This window comes from Dermabacter sp. HSID17554, assembly GCF_003989295.1.
Classification (GTDB): domain Bacteria; phylum Actinomycetota; class Actinomycetes; order Actinomycetales; family Dermabacteraceae; genus Dermabacter; species Dermabacter vaginalis.
This window is the reverse complement of sequence record NZ_RBLW01000001.1, coordinates 561,909-579,473: the sequence shown is the minus strand read 5'-3', so window position 1 is coordinate 579,473 and position 17,565 is coordinate 561,909. Positions and strand designations below refer to the sequence as shown.

General features: G+C 61.2%; 19 protein-coding genes, 1 other RNA gene and 1 pseudogene. 16 read left to right on the top strand and 5 right to left on the bottom strand.

Annotated features, from left to right (window positions below; all coding sequences use genetic code 11):
- Positions 1-34 precede the first annotated feature (34 nt).
- From prfB to D8M36_RS10275, 8 genes are all read left to right on the top strand, one after another.
- On the top strand, positions 35-1,147 hold the full coding sequence (prfB, locus tag D8M36_RS02685; protein ID WP_126846502.1) for a peptide chain release factor 2: 1,113 nt from the start codon (positions 35-37) through the stop codon (positions 1,145-1,147).
- A gap of 248 nt (positions 1,148-1,395) precedes the next feature.
- Positions 1,396-2,289: a cell division ATP-binding protein FtsE gene (ftsE, locus tag D8M36_RS02680; RefSeq protein ID WP_126846500.1), complete on the top strand. Its 894-nt coding sequence runs from the start codon at positions 1,396-1,398 to the stop codon at positions 2,287-2,289.
- The gene (gene ftsX, locus D8M36_RS02675; RefSeq protein WP_126846498.1) at positions 2,286-3,203 is read left to right on the top strand and encodes a permease-like cell division protein FtsX; all 918 of its coding nucleotides are present in this window, start codon (positions 2,286-2,288) and stop codon (positions 3,201-3,203) included. Before ftsE ends, ftsX begins: the two co-directional genes overlap by 4 nt.
- A 13-nt stretch (positions 3,204-3,216) precedes the next feature.
- Complete coding sequence (locus tag D8M36_RS02670) at positions 3,217-4,629, top strand: M23 family metallopeptidase (RefSeq protein ID WP_126846496.1); 1,413 nt, start codon at positions 3,217-3,219, stop codon at positions 4,627-4,629.
- Positions 4,630-4,664: 35 nt separating this feature from the next.
- On the top strand, positions 4,665-5,171 hold the full coding sequence (smpB, locus tag D8M36_RS02665; protein ID WP_016664971.1) for an SsrA-binding protein SmpB: 507 nt from the start codon (positions 4,665-4,667) through the stop codon (positions 5,169-5,171).
- A 236-nt stretch (positions 5,172-5,407) separates the two neighbouring features.
- Positions 5,408-5,778: a transfer-messenger RNA gene (gene ssrA / locus D8M36_RS02660) on the top strand.
- Positions 5,779-5,932: 154 nt separating this feature from the next.
- On the top strand, positions 5,933-7,474 hold the full coding sequence (locus D8M36_RS02655) for a DNA polymerase (protein WP_238638351.1): 1,542 nt from the start codon (positions 5,933-5,935) through the stop codon (positions 7,472-7,474).
- A complete protein-coding gene (locus D8M36_RS10275) occupies positions 7,471-7,818 on the top strand; it encodes a hypothetical protein (protein WP_238638350.1) in 348 nt (115 codons plus the stop codon). The genes D8M36_RS02655 and D8M36_RS10275 overlap by 4 nt, the downstream gene beginning before the upstream one ends.
- Here the strand turns inward: D8M36_RS10275 and D8M36_RS02650 are convergent.
- Positions 7,815-8,561: a hypothetical protein gene (locus D8M36_RS02650; protein WP_126846494.1), complete on the bottom strand. Its 747-nt coding sequence runs from the start codon at positions 8,559-8,561 to the stop codon at positions 7,815-7,817. The two genes, D8M36_RS10275 and D8M36_RS02650, sit on opposite strands and share 4 nt — an antisense overlap.
- Before the next feature lie 210 nt (positions 8,562-8,771).
- On the opposite strand from D8M36_RS02650, the gene D8M36_RS02645 reads away from it, so the two are divergent.
- The 4 genes and pseudogenes from D8M36_RS02645 to D8M36_RS02635 all read left to right on the top strand — a co-directional run bounded on the left by D8M36_RS02645 (position 8,772) and on the right by D8M36_RS02635 (position 11,188).
- Positions 8,772-9,212: a DUF7768 domain-containing protein gene (locus D8M36_RS02645; protein WP_126846492.1), complete on the top strand. Its 441-nt coding sequence runs from the start codon at positions 8,772-8,774 to the stop codon at positions 9,210-9,212.
- Positions 9,209-10,522 (top strand): recombinase family protein, encoded by a 1,314-nt coding sequence (locus tag D8M36_RS02640; protein WP_126846490.1) that lies wholly within the window; start codon positions 9,209-9,211, stop codon positions 10,520-10,522. The genes D8M36_RS02645 and D8M36_RS02640 overlap by 4 nt, the downstream gene beginning before the upstream one ends.
- A 54-nt stretch (positions 10,523-10,576) precedes the next feature.
- Positions 10,577-10,738, top strand: a pseudogene (locus tag D8M36_RS10455) (zinc ribbon domain-containing protein); the annotation flags it as partial.
- The gene (locus tag D8M36_RS02635) at positions 10,739-11,188 is read left to right on the top strand and encodes a hypothetical protein (protein WP_238638349.1); all 450 of its coding nucleotides are present in this window, start codon (positions 10,739-10,741) and stop codon (positions 11,186-11,188) included.
- Here D8M36_RS02635 and D8M36_RS02630 read toward each other — a convergent pair.
- Positions 11,176-11,991, bottom strand: coding sequence for a hypothetical protein (locus tag D8M36_RS02630; RefSeq protein WP_148110235.1), 816 nt, complete (start codon positions 11,989-11,991; stop codon positions 11,176-11,178). The two genes, D8M36_RS02635 and D8M36_RS02630, sit on opposite strands and share 13 nt — an antisense overlap.
- Positions 11,992-12,708: 717 nt before the next feature.
- Between D8M36_RS02630 and D8M36_RS02625 the strand changes: the two genes are divergently transcribed.
- Complete coding sequence (locus D8M36_RS02625; RefSeq protein ID WP_126846484.1) at positions 12,709-13,176, top strand: GNAT family N-acetyltransferase; 468 nt, start codon at positions 12,709-12,711, stop codon at positions 13,174-13,176.
- Positions 13,177-13,185: 9 nt separating this feature from the next.
- Here the strand turns inward: D8M36_RS02625 and D8M36_RS02620 are convergent, their stop codons facing one another.
- Entirely contained in the window at positions 13,186-13,875 is a 690-nt protein-coding gene (locus D8M36_RS02620; RefSeq protein ID WP_126846482.1) for a SatD family protein, read from the bottom strand.
- Between the two features lie 67 nt (positions 13,876-13,942).
- Here D8M36_RS02620 and D8M36_RS02615 point away from each other — a divergent pair, with 67 nt between their 5' ends.
- From D8M36_RS02615 to D8M36_RS02605, 3 genes are all read left to right on the top strand, one after another.
- Positions 13,943-14,353, top strand: a complete 411-nt coding sequence (locus D8M36_RS02615) for a hypothetical protein (protein WP_126846665.1) — start codon at positions 13,943-13,945, stop codon at positions 14,351-14,353.
- A gap of 77 nt (positions 14,354-14,430) precedes the next feature.
- Positions 14,431-14,730, top strand: coding sequence for an ArsR/SmtB family transcription factor (locus D8M36_RS02610; RefSeq protein ID WP_126846480.1), 300 nt, complete (start codon positions 14,431-14,433; stop codon positions 14,728-14,730).
- Positions 14,723-15,013 (top strand): hypothetical protein, encoded by a 291-nt coding sequence (locus D8M36_RS02605; protein WP_065248093.1) that lies wholly within the window; start codon positions 14,723-14,725, stop codon positions 15,011-15,013. Before D8M36_RS02610 ends, D8M36_RS02605 begins: the two co-directional genes overlap by 8 nt.
- A gap of 148 nt (positions 15,014-15,161) precedes the next feature.
- Here D8M36_RS02605 and D8M36_RS02600 read toward each other — a convergent pair whose 3' ends face one another.
- Entirely contained in the window at positions 15,162-16,358 is a 1,197-nt protein-coding gene (locus tag D8M36_RS02600) for a glycine C-acetyltransferase (RefSeq protein ID WP_126846478.1), read from the bottom strand.
- Positions 16,359-16,367: 9 nt separating this feature from the next.
- Entirely contained in the window at positions 16,368-17,429 is a 1,062-nt protein-coding gene (tdh, locus tag D8M36_RS02595) for an L-threonine 3-dehydrogenase (protein WP_126846476.1), read from the bottom strand.
- Positions 17,430-17,565 lie beyond the last annotated feature (136 nt).

Sequence of the window (17,565 nt, the reverse complement as noted above, 5' to 3'; positions counted from 1 at the left end):
CCCGCGAGGTCCTTGTAGCGTAGAGTGGATTTTTGTGAGTTCTGATTTTTCTGCTGAAATTCCCCACCTTCGCTCGACCCTCGAATCGATCGAGAAGGTGACCGATCTTGATGCGCTGACCGCTAGGATCGCCGACCTCGAGAAGCAGGCGGCCGCCCCTGATCTGTGGGATGACCCAGAGGCGGCTCAGAAAGTCACGTCCGACCTCTCGCATGCGCAGGCGGAGAAGCGTCGTGTCAGCGAGCTGTCGAGTCGCATTGACGACCTCGAGGTCATGGTCGAGCTTGGCGAGGAAGAGGGCGATGCGCAGCTGGCCGAGGATGCCGAAACTGAGCTCGCCTCTATCCGTAAGGCCCTCGACGAACTTGAGGTTCGCACGATGCTGAGTGGTGAATACGACCAACGAAACGCCGTCGTGACGATCCGCGCGGGTGCCGGCGGCGTGGATGCCGCAGACTTTGCCGAGATGCTTTTGCGCATGTATCTGCGATGGGCCGAACACAAGGGTTATCCCACGAAGGTGATGGATACTTCCTATGCGGAAGAAGCTGGCCTTAAGTCCGTCACGTTCGAGGTGAGTGCGCCCTACGCCTATGGAACGCTCAGCGTCGAGGGCGGTACGCACCGCCTCGTGCGCATTTCCCCGTTCGATAATCAGGGGCGCCGCCAAACCTCATTCGCGGCGGTCGAGGTGATCCCGTTGATCGAGACGACCGACAGCATTGAGATCCCCGAGAACGAACTCAAGATCGACGTGTTCCGTTCCTCTGGTCCCGGCGGCCAGAGCGTGAACACGACGGACTCGGCCGTGCGTATGACTCACATTCCCACTGGCATTGTGGTGTCGATGCAGGACGAGAAGTCCCAGATTCAAAACCGTGCTGCCGCGTTGCGTGTTCTCCAGTCGCGCCTTTTGCTCCTCAAGAAGCAAGAAGAAGACGCCAAGCGCAAGGAGCTTGCGGGAGATATCAAGGCGAGCTGGGGCGACCAAATGCGCTCGTACGTGCTGAATCCGTACCAGATGGTCAAGGATCTGCGAACCGAGTACTCCGAAGGCAACCCGAGTTCGGTGTTCGACGGCAACATTGATGGGTTTATCGAGGCGGGCATCCGCTGGCGCGTGGAGCAGTCCCGCCTGGAGGATTAGTCCGCCCCGCCGGGGTGGGCGCATCGCCGTAACACCGGGTCCGACGCTTGCCGAGCTCACACTGCTTCACACGTTCGCACACCGCCTCTCACGTCCTTGACGAATTCTTGAGCAAAACGTGACCCGAGTGACCGGGGTGAATCCGCCGATTTGAGGCGCGGTCTCGTTAGTGTGGTCGCGTACTGGCCCTCGCCACGCCCGCGGACGTTTCGAGGGGTGCTGTCGACCCGCCCAGATGGGATGAACTTGTGATTCGTTTCGAGCACGTGACGAAGACGTATCAGCGTAAGAGCGTTCCCGCGCTTGCTGACCTGTCACTCGAATTTGAGCGTGGCGAGTTCGCGTTTCTCGTGGGGGCGTCGGGCTCAGGGAAGTCCACGATGCTGCGCCTCATCCTTAAGGAAACGAACCCTACGTCGGGCTCGATCTTTGTGGCGGGCAAGGACCTTTCGCGGCTATCGAGCTGGAAGGTTCCGCGCCTTCGCCGCGAGATCGGTATGGTGTTCCAGGATTTTCGTTTGCTGCCCACAAAAACTGCTTTTGAGAATGTGGAGTTCGCGCTGCAAGTCATCGGCACCCCACGCAGTGTGGTGAAGAAGCTCGTGCCTGAGGTTCTCGACATGGTCGGCCTTGAAGGCAAAGGTCAACGACTGCCCCACGAGCTTTCCGGTGGTGAGCAGCAGCGCGTCGCAATCGCGCGCGCCTACGTGAATCGACCCACGATACTTCTTGCCGATGAACCCACGGGCAACCTTGACCCGGAGACGGCAAAGGGCATCATGGATATTCTCGCCGATATCAATGAGCGTGGCACGACCGTGCTCATGGCCACCCATGATGAAAAAGCGGTGAATCGCTTGAGTAAGCGCGTTGTCGAACTTGTGGATGGCCATGTTGTTCGCGATGAAGTGCGCGGCCACTATCGCGGGGCCGCAGATGAAAGTGTGATCTCGGGAGCGGTACCCGATGGCGAAGCGGCGGGGGAGCGGCAAGCGTCGGCACCCTTCCCCGGAGGAAGCGCACGCGCTTCTGACGTGGCATATGAGCGTTTTGATGAAAGCGCGAGCGAAGGCGAGCGCATGGGAGACCTTGATCGCGCCTTTGAGGAAACGGATGAGCGTGAGGAGGGCGAGATCGCATGAGGCTGCGATACATCATTAAGGAAAGCTTTGGCGGGCTTCGTCGCAACATTGCGATGGTGATTTCCGTCGTGATTGTGACCGCGGTTTCGCTCACGTTCGTGGGAGCGGGGCTTCTCATGCAGAAGCAGATTGTCGCGCTTCAAGACATCCTCGTGAAGAACTCGCAAATTAGCGTCTACATGTGTTCGCCGCATTCCACCGCGACGTCGTGTGCCGGGGGAGCGGCGACGGACGCCCAGATCGCTGAGGTCCGCGAGGCCCTCGAAGGCGATGTTTTGGGGCCGTACATTGCGACCGTGGATGAGCGCTCGCAAGAGGAAGCTCTCGAGGTATATCGCTCCCAGTTCGGTGGGGAGAGTTTCGCTCAGGATTTCACGGCCGAGGACATGCCGGTGAGTTTCCACATCACGCTCGCCGATGCAAAGCGCTCAAGTGCGGTCGTCGACTTTTTCCGAGGGCGCGACGGCATCGACGATGTCTCGGATCTGCTCGCGGTGTACGCGCCCTTCATTAAGATTCTCAATCAATCCACCGTCTTTGCGATTTCCCTTGCAGCCGTCATGCTCGTCGCCGCCGTGTTGCTTGTTGCCACAACGATCCGCATGTCGGTCGCGAACCGGAGGCGAGAGATCGCGATCATGCGTCTTGTTGGTGCAAGCAACATTTTCATTCGTTTGCCTTTCCTTCTCGAGGGGGCGGTTGCCGCGCTGATCGGTGGCGCCCTCGCCACCGGCGTGCTTTCTTTCGCGATCAAATACCTTGTCGAGGGGTGGCTCGAGCCGGCTCTTGGCTCTGATCTTATTCGGATGTCGATGGCAGACCTTCTATGGGTGGGGCCGATTCTCCTCGCTCTCGGTGCTATTCTCGCCGTAGGCTCGTCCGTCGTTTCGCTCAATCGTTATTTGAAGGTTTAGGCAGGTTCTCGATATGCCAAATGATGAGAGAAAGAAGCCGTTTCTTTCTCGGCGCACACTCGTGAAAGGCGCGTCGTTCGCGGCTGTGCTGGGCCTCACCACATCGGGTGCACTCTCGGGCGAGAGCGTTCTCGCCGATGGTATCGACGATAAAAAGAAAGAAAAGAAGAGCGTCGACGAAAAACTCGCATCACTTCGCGAAGATCTCAACGAAGTCGATACGGAGCTCGCTGACGCCTACCTTTCACTCGCAGAAACCGAGGCACGAATTCCCGATGCGCAAGCGCGCCTCGACTCGGCACGTTCAGCTCTCGAGGCTGCAAAAGCCGAGGACGCACGCCAGGCGGCGCGCCTCAAGGACGCCGAGGCGGAAGAACGCGAGATCCGCCAAGCGGTCGAAAGCGGCGAACATAAAATCTCGCAGTCGAACGAAGACGTCTCGCGTGCCTCGATCGAGGCGTACAAGGGCACGGGTGCCCCGAATCCCGCGTCGATTTTTTTGAATGCGGAAAATCCGCAGGATGCCGTCGATCGAACGATGAACTACCGGCTTACGCTTCAGGCACAGGGCGCGAAGCTCACGGATTTGCGTGGCCAGCAGGCGATGAACGTGAACTCGGCGGACCGTCTCGAAGCCATCCGGGCCGAGATCGAGGATCTTAAAAAGAAGTCAGCGATAGCGGTGGCCGAACGACGCAAGGCCGAAAGCGAAGCGGCACAAGCGAAGAAGGATCTCGACGATCTCTACGCTTCGCAAAAAACGCAGGCGGCCACTCTCGAAACGCTCAAAGAAAAGTATCGCGCGAGCGAGTCGGAACTCGAATCGCAATCAAGCGCGCTCGAGACGGATATTCAGCGTCTTATCGAAAAAGAGCGCCAGGAGGAGCTCGCTCGCCAGCGCGAAGCGGAGCGGAAGGCCCGTGAGGCTCGCGAGGCTGAAGAGCGCCGGGCAAAGCGCGAGCGTCGCAAACCACGCAAGGTTTCGCCGCCGAAGTCCTCAGGTGGTTCTTCTGGTGGAGCGTCGTCTGGAAAATTCCGTGATCCGGTTTCGGCCCGTCGCAGCTCGATGTTTGGCTACAGGTTCCACCCCGTGTACCACACGCGCAAACTCCACAAGGGTATGGATTATGCGGCGGCATGCGGGACTCCCGTGGGGGCGATGGCTGCGGGGAAGGTCCTTGCGACGACTCACAACAGCGGCGCCGGCAACAAGGTCATCGTGAGCCATGGCCTGCATAACGGTCAGATCCTCACGACTTCCTATCACCACCTTCAGGGGTTCGCGGTCTCTGCCGGTCAGCGGATCGAGGCTGGGCAGACCGTGGGTTACGTCGGCTCCACGGGAGCTTCGACTGGCTGCCACCTGCATTTCGAGACGCACCTCGATGGTACGGCGCTCGACCCCCGCAAATTTGTGGGATACTAGGCGGTCAATGTGTCAGCAGGTGTGGAGGGATGAACGTGGCCACGAAGGCCGGAAAGAAGCAGGCGCCCGTAGCGCCGGAGCGAAAAAAGCAGCTCATCGCCTCGAATAAAAAGGCGCGCCACGACTACCACATCGATGCGACGTGGGAAGCTGGCGTGGTCCTCCAGGGCACCGAGGTGAAGTCGCTGCGCGAGCGCGGCGCGTCTCTCGTTGATGGCTACTGCTATATCGACAACGGCGAAGTGTGGATGGATGCCGTGCACATCGCCCCGTACGTGCGGGGTACGTGGACGAATCACGCTGCACGTCGCAAGCGCAAGCTCTTGCTGCATAAGCGCGAGATTCTGAAGCTCATGAATAAAACTCGCGAAAAGGGCTACACGATCATTCCGCTCTCGATCTACTTCCTCGGCTCGCATGCGAAGGTGGAGATCGCCCTCGCACGCGGTAAGAAGGAGTGGGATAAGCGCCAGACCTTGCGCGAGAAGCAGGATGCTCGCGAGGCACAGCGTGCGATGAGGCGGCGCGAGATGCTCAGCTAGCGTCGCACGCTCCCGCCCGTCCTGGACGGGCGGCAGGAAAGCGGGTCCGACGGTTGCTCGCCGGGAATAAGGCCTTGGTGTTGCGCGTTGAGGGCTGTATACTGAACTACTGCACTCATTGGTGCACGAGTTTTTGATAATCGAATAGGGTGTGCGAATCAGGCACGCATCCCACCCGCAAGAGCGGGTGCAGATTATCTGGCACGTCCCGCTTTTGGGGCGTTGCCACCCGATACGGGGTCGATCGGTTTCGACGGTAGTTGTCCAGCGAGGGGAAGCGGGCCGAGGATCCAGGGTTATCTCGCTAACGCTCCCTGGAAAACAATAAGTGCCGAACCTAAGCGCACTGACTTCGCTCTCGCTGCCTGATCAGCGATAGCAGTCTGGACCGTCAGGGATTGCCTTCGACCTGACCTGTCCATCATCTAGAGGGCCACTGCTACCAACCCTGGTCACCGGGGTTGGGTGAACACTTTAGAGTGACTGAGTCTGTCAGCGACGTGTCCGTGTGAGCGCTGGGGCTGAGAAAACGATTTCGCGGACTGCGCCCGGAGAAGCCCTGGCTTCGCACTATCGGACGCGGGTTCGATTCCCGCCGGCTCCACCATTGCCACTCAACTTTGGATACAAGGTTGTGAGTGCACACAGAACCCCTCGTGTTCCGCGTTTTACCAGGTAAGGCGCGGGATGCGGGGGTTTCTTGTGTGTTGATGCATGTCTTTTGTGGGGTAGGTATGGGTGGTCGAGGCCGATGAACGGCCATGTGCTTACAAGGAGCCGAGTTCGAGGTGTTGCTGTTTGGCTACTCCATCGACCACCAGCCACCAACCGTCATTGACCTCGCACAGGGTGAAGCAGTGCCGGACGAGATTGCCGAAGCGCTGGTGGATCCGGGCGTGGTGAAAGAGGCCCACAACGCGGCCTTTGAACGCGTCTGCCTCACCACTCACCTCCACCGCTACTACCCGCATCTTCTCGAGGAGGGTGTGTTCTTGGATCCGGGGCAGTGGCGGTGCACGATGGTGTGGGCCGCCTACCTCGGCCTGCCCCTCGCTCTCGACGACATCGCCAAGGTGCTGAGCCTGCCAGTGGTGAAAGATACTCGAGGCCGTGCCCTCATCCGCCACTTCTGCACCCCCAACACCCACGGCCAGCGGAATCTGCCTGAGTCGGATCCGGCCGGGTGGAATGCTTTCACCGCCTACAACGCCCGAGATGTCGAGGTGGAAACCGCGATCCACGCCCGCCTTGCCAAGCACCCGGTGCCGGAGGGGGAGTGGGTGAACTATGCCGTGGATCAGCGGATCAACGACCGCGGCATCCTCCTCGACCACACCCTCGTGAGCAGCGCCGTCACCATCGACACCCAGCACCGCGAGAGCCTTCTAGCCCGCGCCACCACCCTCACCGGGCTGGAGAACCCCAACTCGCCCGCTCAACTCAAAACCTGGCTCACCACCAATGGCTGCGACATTGCCTCCCTGGCTAAAGCCGACGTCAGCACCGCGCTCGAGACCGCGACCGGGAAAGTGCGTGAGGTGCTTGAGTTGCGTGGGGAGCTCTCTAAATCGAGCGTGAAGAAGTACCAGGCGATGCAGTGCGCCGCTGGGGCTGATGGGCGGGCGCGCGGGCTCATTCAGTTCTACGGGGCGGGCCGCACCGGCAGGTTCGCCGGACGCTTGATCCAGGTGCAGAACCTCCCAAGGAACTATCTCCCCGACCTCGACACCGCGCGCGACCTCGTCCGCGTCGGTGATGGGGACGCGCTCGAGTTGCTCTACCCGTCGGTTGCTGACACGCTCTCCCAGCTCGTGCGCACCGCGTTCATTCCGAGCCCTGGGCGTCGGTTTGTGGTGGCGGACTTTAACGCGATCGAAGCACGTGTCATCGCCTGGCTCGCACGCGAACACGCCACCCTTGAAGCTTTCAGAGCCGGGAAGGATCTCTACTGTGAGACTGCCTCGCGCATGTTCGGCGTCCCGGTCGGCAAACACGGCCCCAACGCTGACCTCCGCCAGAAAGGCAAAAACGCGGTCCTGGCGTGTGGCTATGGCGGCTCGGTCGGAGCATTGACGGCGATGGGCGCCCTCACCATGGGCCTCCAAGAATCCGAGTTGAAGCCGATTGTGGATGCGTGGCGGGCAGCAAACCCCAGGATCGTCATGCTCTGGGCCGACATTGAACACGCAGCAATCACGGCAATCACCACCGGTCGCCCCGTGCGACTACGAAACCTGCGCTTCACATGTGAGGGGGTATGTTGTTCATTCAGCTTCCCTCGGGCAGGTGCCTGGCCTACGTGAAACCCGGGCTGGGGGAGAACAGGTTCGGCGGCACCTCCATCACCTACTGGGGCCTCGGCACAAACCGCAAATGGATGCAGCTCGAGACCTATGGTGGGAAGCTCACCGAGAACATCGTCCAAGCCATCGCCCGCGACATCCTCACCCACGCGATCCGCACCCTCGAACATGCTGGGCACGAGATCGTCATGCACGTCCACGACGAAGTCATCATCGACCACCCACACGACAACCCCACCACGGTAGAGGAGATCTGCGCTGTCATGGCCACGGTCCCCGACTGGGCCGAGGGGCTACCGCTGGAGGCGGACGGGTTCGAATGCGACTACTACCGCAAAGACTAGGCGGTAGTGTCGGCGCGACGAATAGGGTCCGGAATTAGCTCGGGGAGCTGAGCCCTTGAGTGGAGCATACTTGCTAGGTTGGCGAGTGAGCTGTCCTCTAGAAGTCCGGGGTTCTTCACCATCTCCACAATCAGCGCCTGAAGCTGCGCTGCTGGGATCTGAGCGACCGCCTGTTCAATTTGCGCGAAATCACCGACATCGACGATACGCGACGACTTGACTATTCGCAGCTGGTCATCGCTGAATGCACGCGCTGCCAGGGCAGCGATAAGACGCGACATTGCCTCTTCTCGAGACATGACCTGCTGGTGGGCAATCTCAACTTCAGGCTGCAGTTCGGTGGGTTCGACTGCCCCAGTTTCTGGCTTCTTCTTGCGTCCGATGGAGCGAATCTTTTTGGCTTGGCGACTGACAGCCGGACGTGCCTGCTCGTCCCACCACTTTTTGACATGAGGTGCAGCCTTCGCCATACCTACGAGCGCCAGCGCGGCAAGAGCTTGTCCGATGGCCTCGGCCAACTCATCCGATTCCTCAGAATCGCGGCGGGAGTCGGAGGTGACAAATGTGTTCTCGAATCCAGCGTCGATGTGAACGTCTGACGGCTCATCGACGGGAACGAAACGAGCGTGCCCAGCCAGCTCCCGGTCTTCGTTGTAGAGGTTCTGGTGAAGCGAACCGTCGCTCCGTCGACCGGGCTCGCCAACGCTATCGTCCCATTCGAAATAGCCGTACTGCTTACCCATAGGTCAATTGTAAATCCATGTCGCGTCAGAAGTGGGGACTTTCGTGGACTGGCGTTGCCGCCGATCACTGTCCCATCCCAGCAGGTGAACCGGGGTGCGGGGTTATAAATCGTGCCTGCTTGGAGCCCTCACAGTAGAGGGCTCCTGCTTGCGTGCCTGATGCGCGTGGGTATGTGTCACCGATTTGAGCCCTCAGATAAGGAGCGCCTCGTGGCATTACCAGCGTGGGCGGACGTGGGGATCCCGGTCCGCAACAAGGAAGGCTACGCGGACCTGACCGCGTACCAGGCGTTGAAGAGGGTTCAGCGAGCCGAGTTCGGCTACCGGCCCTTGGTCTACATCTGCTCACCCTACTCCGGAGACACCGAAGCCAACACGGCCCTTGCGCGGGAAATCTGTGCGCGAGCGGTGGGGGAGAAGAAGATCCCTCTCGCCCCGCACCTGTTCTTCCCGCAGTTCACGGACGACACAGACCCTGACGAGCGAGAGCTCGCGATGTTCTTCAACCGCGTCCTGCTCTCCCACTGCGAGGGCATGTGGGTCTACACCCCACGCGTCTCCGCCGGGATGCGCCTAGAGATCCAATGGGCACACGCCATCGATCTTCCGATCCGCTACATCGACGAGAACCTCGAGGAGGTGGCCCTATGAAACCCATGACCCTCTACGCCGCCACTGTGACGGGCGTTCAATCGAACACGATCTATCCGCACCGCCACACGATCACCACCGAGACGGACCTGAAGGCTGTGGCTGGGTTCGATCATGTCGCCGCCACCTACACCGCGAACAAGCGCAGCACGACCGGGTTCATCACATCGGATTGCGTGGTGATGGACATCGATAACGGCCACAGCGATTCTCCCGCCGAGTGGATCACCCCCGAGCGGTTGGCGGAGGTGATGGACGGGGTGGGGTTCATGACCGCCACCTCCCGCAACCACCACACACCCAAAGGTTCCTTGTCGGCACGCCCCAGGTTCCACGTCTACTTCCCCATCAACCCCGTGAGCGACGCTGCCGTATACGCAGGGTTGAAGCAGACTCTCGCTGCTCGGTTCCCGTTCTTCGATAGCAATGCGGTGGATGCGGGACGGTTCATCTACGGCAACCCCACCACCACTATCGAAATCTTCGACCGTGACGGCCTGCTCGATGAGTGGCTGGATGCCGCCGATGACCTCGATGTGTTCGCGGCCTGGGACGAGGTAACACAACTGATCGGGGAAGGCTCAAGGAACGCGACCCTCTCGAAATTCGCCGGACGCATCCTCGTCCGCCTCGGCAAAACGGAGGCGGCAAGGCAGGCCTTTGATTACAAAGCCGCCCAATGCGACCCGCCGCTCTCTGCTTGGGAGGTGGAGCGGATCTGGGCCTCCGCCTGCCGTTTCGCCACGAAAGTCACCTCCCAACCCGGCTACCTCCCCGGTGTCGAGGTGTATTTCGAGAAAGAAAACATCTACACCTTCGACTCCAAAGGCGAACTGCTCATCACCATCATGAGCTCCCTCGCCCAAGAGGAATCCCGCTCGATCAGCGAGAACGTCACCTGGGGACACCGCCGCCGCTTCGCCGAAGGTAAAGCCCTCATCTCCTACAAGAACCTCCTCGGCTACACGAAAAACAGCGACGGAGACCTCGTGATCGACGAGACCGAGGCTCCGATCGTGCGCCGAATCTACGCCAACTACCTCGCCGGGCACACCCCCTCCCAAAGCGCCGCCGACCTCACCCGCGATGAGGTCCCCACCCCGCAAGGCAAACAGGTCTGGTCGGTCTCGACCATCAACTCGATCCTGCGCAACGAGAAATACAAGGGTGACGTGCTGATCCAAAAGACCTTCACGATCGACTTCCTCACCAAGAAAACGAAGAAGAACGAGGGTGAGGTGCCCCAGTACTACGTGTCCGGTCATCACGAGCCGATCGTCGACCCCGCGGTGTGGGAGCGAGTCCAGTAAGAAATCCGCCACCGCTCCGGCCACTACGTCTCACGCACCCACCTGTTCACCAAAATGATCTACTGCGCCCAGTGCGGGGGAGTGTTCGGCCGGAAAACCTGGCACGCGGGCACCAAATACTCACGGCGTATCTGGCGGTGTAACAACAAGTACTCCACCGGACACGCCCCGTGCGCCACTCCCCACGTCACCGACACCGACATCCGAGAAGCGTTCGTGGCTGCCCTCGCCGCCCGTATCGATGCTCACGCTGGGGCACGTGCGGCATTCGAGCTACTCGAGCAGACCGCGTTCAACACCAGCGACCTGGAAGTGCAGCGCGATCACGCAACCCAGCAACTTCACGAGGTGACGGTCCTCATCGACCAGCTGCTCTTGACCGCTGCTCACACCCCGATCGACCCGGACGAGTACGACCGGCGATACGCCGAACTCGAAGCACGCTACACCACGGCCGCCACCCGCCACGCCGACCTCGATACCCAGATCAGTGACAAGAAGGCGAAACTCGAGCACGCACGCGCGATCTGCGACTTCATCGACACCAACCCGCCACTCGCGTACAGCGACGACGCCTGGGCACTCCTCGTTGAGCACGCCACCGTCGCAGAAGACGGCACCATCACTCTCTGCTTCAAAGACGAAGTGGACGACTACCAGCCGTAACCATAGCTGCGGGGCGGCTCCCGATATTCCCCATGCCTTGCTCGCTCGTCATGGCTCAGGTCCGGAACCTCTGTGGTGGGGAGCTGGAAATTACGTAGTGGATCCAACGCCTCCATGTGGCCACGTGCCCACCGCACAAACTCACCCGCCTCCACTGAACTAGTTCCTGCCTCGAGTGCATTGATGTACCGCCGTAGACGCTCGAACCTGTCCCACTCCTCAAATCCTGTCGAGAGCGCCTTCTCCCACACGTCATAGGCTTTGCGTCGGGCCGCAAGGATCCGGGCACGTTCTTCCTGCTCCGCTCGCTCTCTCGCCCAGCGTTCGGCCGCTTCACGACGCTCACGAGCCTCGACCTCTTGACGCTGCACGAACGCGATCAACCCCGGCACATGGTCGATGAGCGGCTTGCGCTCAGTTTCGAGAAACTTCTTCACGGGGTAGCCGTCCTTGATGCGGAAGAACGTCATGCCCGTTCGGATGTAGTCGTATCGCCGAGTCCACGAGTATCCGCGGCGCTCCTTGTCAGCCTTCTCCTGATCGGTGAGCTCGTGAGGAACCCGCTTGAGCTGCTCACCGATCGTGACCGTCAGCTTCACCTCCTCACCAATGATCGTCACTAGAGCGCACCCCGTAAAAGGACTGCCGCCATTGATAGGGCTCTTCGAGGGTTGCTCGTGACCGTCAAGCGTGAACCCCGCCTCGAGTGCAGCATCCACCAGCGCATCGGCCGCGTCGATCGCACGCTGTTGAGCCTCACGATCACGCGGAAGGGCACCGCGGTGCTTTGAGAGCGAACGCACCGCCGGATGACGCTTCCGAGAACGCCGGTTCACTGGCGGTGACGGTGACGGTGGCGGTGGCGGTGGCGACGATGGCAGTGGCTCAAAAGGAACTGAAACGCGGGCAGGCGGTATCGTGCTCGAAACTTGTCGTGGAGACTTCGGCTCCGGGGGAGAAGGATGCTCCTGCAGGTAGGTTCGACCCGCCTGGGTCACTGACGCGACGAACTTTCCCGACTTACGGCTCACTGTCACGAGCTTTCGTGTCTCGAGCGCCCTCGCTGAAAGCTTCCACTCCTCGTTTGGAGGATCACCCTCCCCGGAAGCGAGCCATTGCAGAACCAGATGCTGGATGCGATTAACCGAGACCATCGACGTCTCCCCACTAAAACAACCACAGGCACAACGCCAACACCTCAAATGTTACGGACGCTCGCTTGGCCTAGGATGAGCCACTTGAGCCGACAGTGAGCGGTGAGTCAAACGAGGACGATAGGGTGTGAACGATGGTCGGAATGACGAGTGCACCCACCGACCCGATGAGTGCACCTACCCCGCCGTTTCCTGCACCCACCTGGGCCTTGTATCCAAAGTTGAGTAGGGACAACCACTGTGGCGCCCGCTTCTTCGTGAAGCGGGCGCTTTTTTGTTGCCGATGTCTGCCGCGAGCGTCGTGGTGGCGCTTATCGCGTTTAATAAACTTCTTGAAGGTTCACCCCTTGAAAGGCAGAAGAACAGATGAGGAACGGAAAATGGAAAGCGCGCCTCGACTCTCAGGTTCCTGAAGATGTCTCGCGCACAATTGACACCCTTCCGGAGTGGTTCGGCATTGCCGAGGCTAACGCCGAGTACGTAGAAGCGGCGCGCTCGAAAGAAACGTGGACCGTTCGCGATGGGGGTGGAACCGTTCGAGGTGTGGCTCTCGTGGACTATCACTTTGATCGCGCCGCCGACCTCTTCTTTATCGCGGTCGAGCGGGAGTTCAGGTCGTCCGGGATTGGTGCGGCGCTTGTCGAGGCGGTTGCTGAGCATTGCCGCGAGCGTGGCGTGAGGCTTTTCCAAGTCAAGACTCTCGGTGCTTCGCATCCTGATGAAGGGTATGCGGCCACGAGAAAGTTCTACGAAGCGCTCGATTTCATTCCGCTCGAGGAGACGGATCTATGGGGTGAGCAGTCGCCGTGCCTCATCATGGTGCGGGTTCTCTAGGAGCGAGCTTTACGACCAGGTTGCGCGTATCGCCTCCGCGAGGGGACGCAGAGCGTGCCGGTTGACGCGTTGCGTGTTGGCACTCGGGGAGATGCTGAGCCGCTCGGCGGTCTCGACGTTCGATTCGCCCTCGAGGAGTCCCCGGAGGGTTACGCATGTGCTCGGGTTGAGGGCGCTGATGTGGGCGTCGATGAGGTGGCAGAGTGCCGTGATTTGGGGCGCGTGAGGCTCGTGCGAAGGTGAGGTTCCGACGGTCGCATGGCTAGCGTCGGACCCCTCCTTGTGCGTTGTGCTAAGGCCGAGGCCCGTGCGGACGCCCGCCCAACCGGGGGTGCTGGCGAGCTCTTCGGTGTGGTTGAGAGCGTCGCGTGCTGCCCACCAGGCGGGGCCGTCTTGGATGCCGCTTTCGCGATCGACGATGCGGATCTCGCCCGCGCCGATGCCGAAGCGGATGTCGTAGTCGCTTTCGCGCAGGCGGAGGCGGAGGAGATGGGCCGGGCGAAGTGCTTCGCCGTGCGTGGCGAAGATGCCTTGAATCTCGTCGCCAACGGTAGGGTGAAGGGGTTCGATCCCGTGTTCGCTGAGTGCGGCAAGAGCCGTTGTGAGGGCGCGGTGGAGCGCCGTGCGGTCGTGGCTGCGGGAGTCGACGATGTCGCCGATGACGGCGACGGCGTAAGTGTGGGCCTTCATTGATGCCATATGTAGACCATAGCTTAATTCGTGAAGAATGTAGCGGAGAGCTAAATCGGGGGTGTTTTCGGGAGCGGTGAAAGCGATCTGGGTTGCGATCACGCTAGTGCTGTGCGCCTGCGGGGCTGTCGCCGGGAACTGGGTGATTCGCGCGCTTTTGCGCCGTATTGATGGCGGTGGAGTGCGCGAGGAGGGTGTGCGAGGTTCGCTTGCGAGCGCGCAAAAAGAGCTGCCGGGTGGGCGCTGGATCGGCATTCTCGAAAGGCTCGCTGTTTACGTGTCGATCGTCGCGGGCTTCCCGGCCGGCATTGCGGTCGTTCTTGCCGTGAAGGGGCTTGGGCGTTACCCGGAGCTTCGCGCCGAAAAAGAGGGGCGCGAGGCGGCCCGCGTGGGGGAGCTTTTCATTATTGGCACCTTCGCCTCGGTGCTCTGGGCCGCGGCGTGGGCGGGAATTGCCGTCGGCGTGTGCGCGCTCATTGCGGCGTGAGTGTGCGAGTGAGGGTGGGAATAGTTCCCAAAAATAAAGGTATTGCAATACCTGAATGATTGTGGTTGGCTTGTGCCATGGGAGACAGCTCGCAGATCGACCACGCAGCACGCGTTTTCAAGGCGCTCGGCAACCCGGCACGCCTCGAAATTGTGCTGCACCTTGCCGATCATGCGTGCACGGTAACGGAGCTCGTGGAGTGCACGGGTTTTTCGCAACCGCTCGTGTCCCAGCACCTCGCGAAACTTCGCGAGGTGCACGTGGTGAAGGGGGAACGTGAAGGCAAAGCGACGCGATACTCCATCGTCGACGCCCACGTCGCTCACGTCATCCACGACACCCTGGCGCACACACAAGAAGGAGAACGCCATGACTGATCACAAAGCTGAACACACCCCTACCGAACACACCCACGGCGCGGGCTGCGGCCACGAGGCTGTCCAGCACGGCGACCACGTGGACTACAAGCACGATGGCCACCTGCACGCCGAGCACGGCGACCACTACGATGAGCACCAGCCGCAGGCTGAGCACACCGTTGCGGATCACCAGCACGGCGAAGATTGCGGCCACGAAGCCGTGCAGCACGAGGACCATGTGGACTACGTCCACGACGGTCACCGCCACGCGGAGCACGACGGTCACTACGACGAGCACTGAGTCGCGGTGAAGGCGGCGTAGGAAGGTGCGACTCCTGAGTCGCTGCTACCGACATGAGGAAGGCCCGGCATTACTGCCGGGCCTTCCGCTATCCGGGGATGCCCGGGGGCCAAACCCCCACAACCCCTATGCAATCCAGGGGGGAGGGTCAGTTTTCCGCGTCGCGGGCCGCGACGAACGCCGCGACAGCACGGTCGATGTCCTCGCTTGTGTGCGCGGCCGAGAGCTGCACGCGGATGCGCGCCTTCTCCTTCGGCACAACCGGGTAGCTGAACGCCGTGACATACACGCCGTGCTCGAGCATGCGGTCCGCGATACGGCCCGCGAGGGCGGCGTCACCGAACATCACGGGAACAATCGCGTGCTCGCCGTCGAGAAGCTCAAAGCCAGCCTCGCCCATTGCGCTGCGGAAATGTTCCGCATTCTCGAACAGCTTCGCGCGAAGCTCACCCGAGTTCTTCACGAGGTCGAGCGCGGTAATCGTCGCCTCGACGATCGCGGGGGCGAGCGAGTTCGAGAAGAGGTACGGCCTCGCGCGTTGGCGCAGAACATCAATGATCTCCTGATGCGCCGACACATAGCCGCCGCTCGCGCCGCCAAGGGCCTTGCCGAACGTGCCCGTGTAAATATCCACGCGATCGGAGACGCCGAAGTGCTCGGGCGTGCCCGCACCCGTCTCGCCCATGAAGCCCACGGCGTGCGAATCGTCCACGAGCACGAGTGCGCCGAACTCATCGGCGAGATCGCAGATCTTATCGAGCGGAGCGAGGTAGCCGTCCATGGAGAACACGCCGTCGGTCACGATGACGGTGCGGCGCGCGCCCTTCGCGGCCTCGAGCTGGGCGCGAAGATCGTCCATGTCAGCGTTCTTGTAGCGGTACCTGGCGGCCTTCGACAGGCGGATGCCATCGATGAGGCTCGCGTGGTTGAGCTCATCGGAGATGATGGCGTCGTCCTTGGTGAAAAGCGACTCGAAAACGCCGCCGTTCGCATCGAAGCAAGACGAGAACAGGATCGTGTCGTCGGTTCCGAGGAACTCGCTGAGCTTCTCCTCGAGCACGAGGTGGCGATCCTGCGTGCCGCAAATAAAGCGCACGCTCGCCATGCCAAAGCCGCGCTCGTCAAGCGCGCGCTTCGCGGCGGCAATAAGCTCGGGGTGATCGGCGAGGCCGAGGTAGTTGTTCGCGCAGAAGTTCAGAACCTCGCGGCCCTCTTCGCCTCGGGCCGAGGATGCCGAGACCTCGTTCGACTGTGGGGTGAGAATCGGGCGCTCGTTCTTAAAGGTTCCGGCCTCACGGATGGCGTTGAGTTCCGCGGTCAGCTCGTCTTTCATGCTCGTGTACATCGATACTCCTTAAATGTTTTCCCAGTCGAGAACGATCTTGCCAGCTTCGCCTGAGCGCGCGAGCGCGTAAGCATCCTCCCACTTCTCGGCGGGCAGAACGTCGGTCACCGTCGAGAGCACGCGTTCGCGAAGAACCTTCGACGTGCGCACCATGGCATTCATGGCATTCCACGTCTCGAACATTTCGCGCCCGTAGATGCCCTGAAGGGTGAGCATGCGTGTCACCACGGTCGTCCAGTTGATCTCGAACTGCTTGGAGGGCAGGCCGAGCATGGAAATTTTGCCGCCGTGGTTCATGTTGTCGATCATGTCCTGCAGCGCACTCGCTTGGCCCGAGATTTCGAGCCCAACGTCAAAACCCTCGCGCATTCCGAGCGAGGCCTGAATATCGCGGACGCTCGTTGTCGAGACGTCGATCTGGGCGTCGGTGCCCATCTCCTTCGCCATTGCAAGGCGATGATCCTTGACGTCAGTGATCGCGATGTAGCGTGCACCGGCGTGGCGGGCCACCGCGGCGCACATGAGACCGATGGGGCCAGCACCCGTGATGAGAACGTCCTCGCCCACGATGGGGAACTTCAGGGTCGTGTGCACGGCGTTGCCAAGCGGATCGAAGATCGCACCGAGCTCCGGGGTGATGACTTCTTCGCCGCCGTCGCGGTGGTGCACCCATACGTTCTGCTGGGGAATCACCACGTATTCGGCGAAGGCGCCATCGCGCTGCACCCCGATCGAGCGGGTGCGAATGCACATGTGGCGGCGGCCCGCGCGGCAGTTGCGACAGATCCCGCACACCACGTGGCCCTCGCCAGAAATGCGATCGCCCACACGCACGTCCACGACGTCCTCGCCAATCTCGGTGACTTCGCCGTAGAACTCGTGGCCGGGCGTAAACGGAACGGAATCGCACATGTCCTGGGCCGAAGCGTCCCACTCGAGGATATGGAGGTCGGTGCCGCAGATACCGGCGCGCATGACACGCACCTTGACATCGTTCGGGCCGACCTGTGGCTCCGGGATGTCAACGATTTCGAGCCCCTTCTGGGGGGCAGCCTTGCGAAGGGCTTTCATAAGAACCTCTCTGTTCGGTAAGGATGCGACTCAATCGTAGGGGCGTGCTGCTGAACGAGACTCGGATGCGCGGTCTCGAATGTTGCCTATGGAACGCTTGTGTCCACTCGCACGGACGGCAACGGGCGCGCGGTGA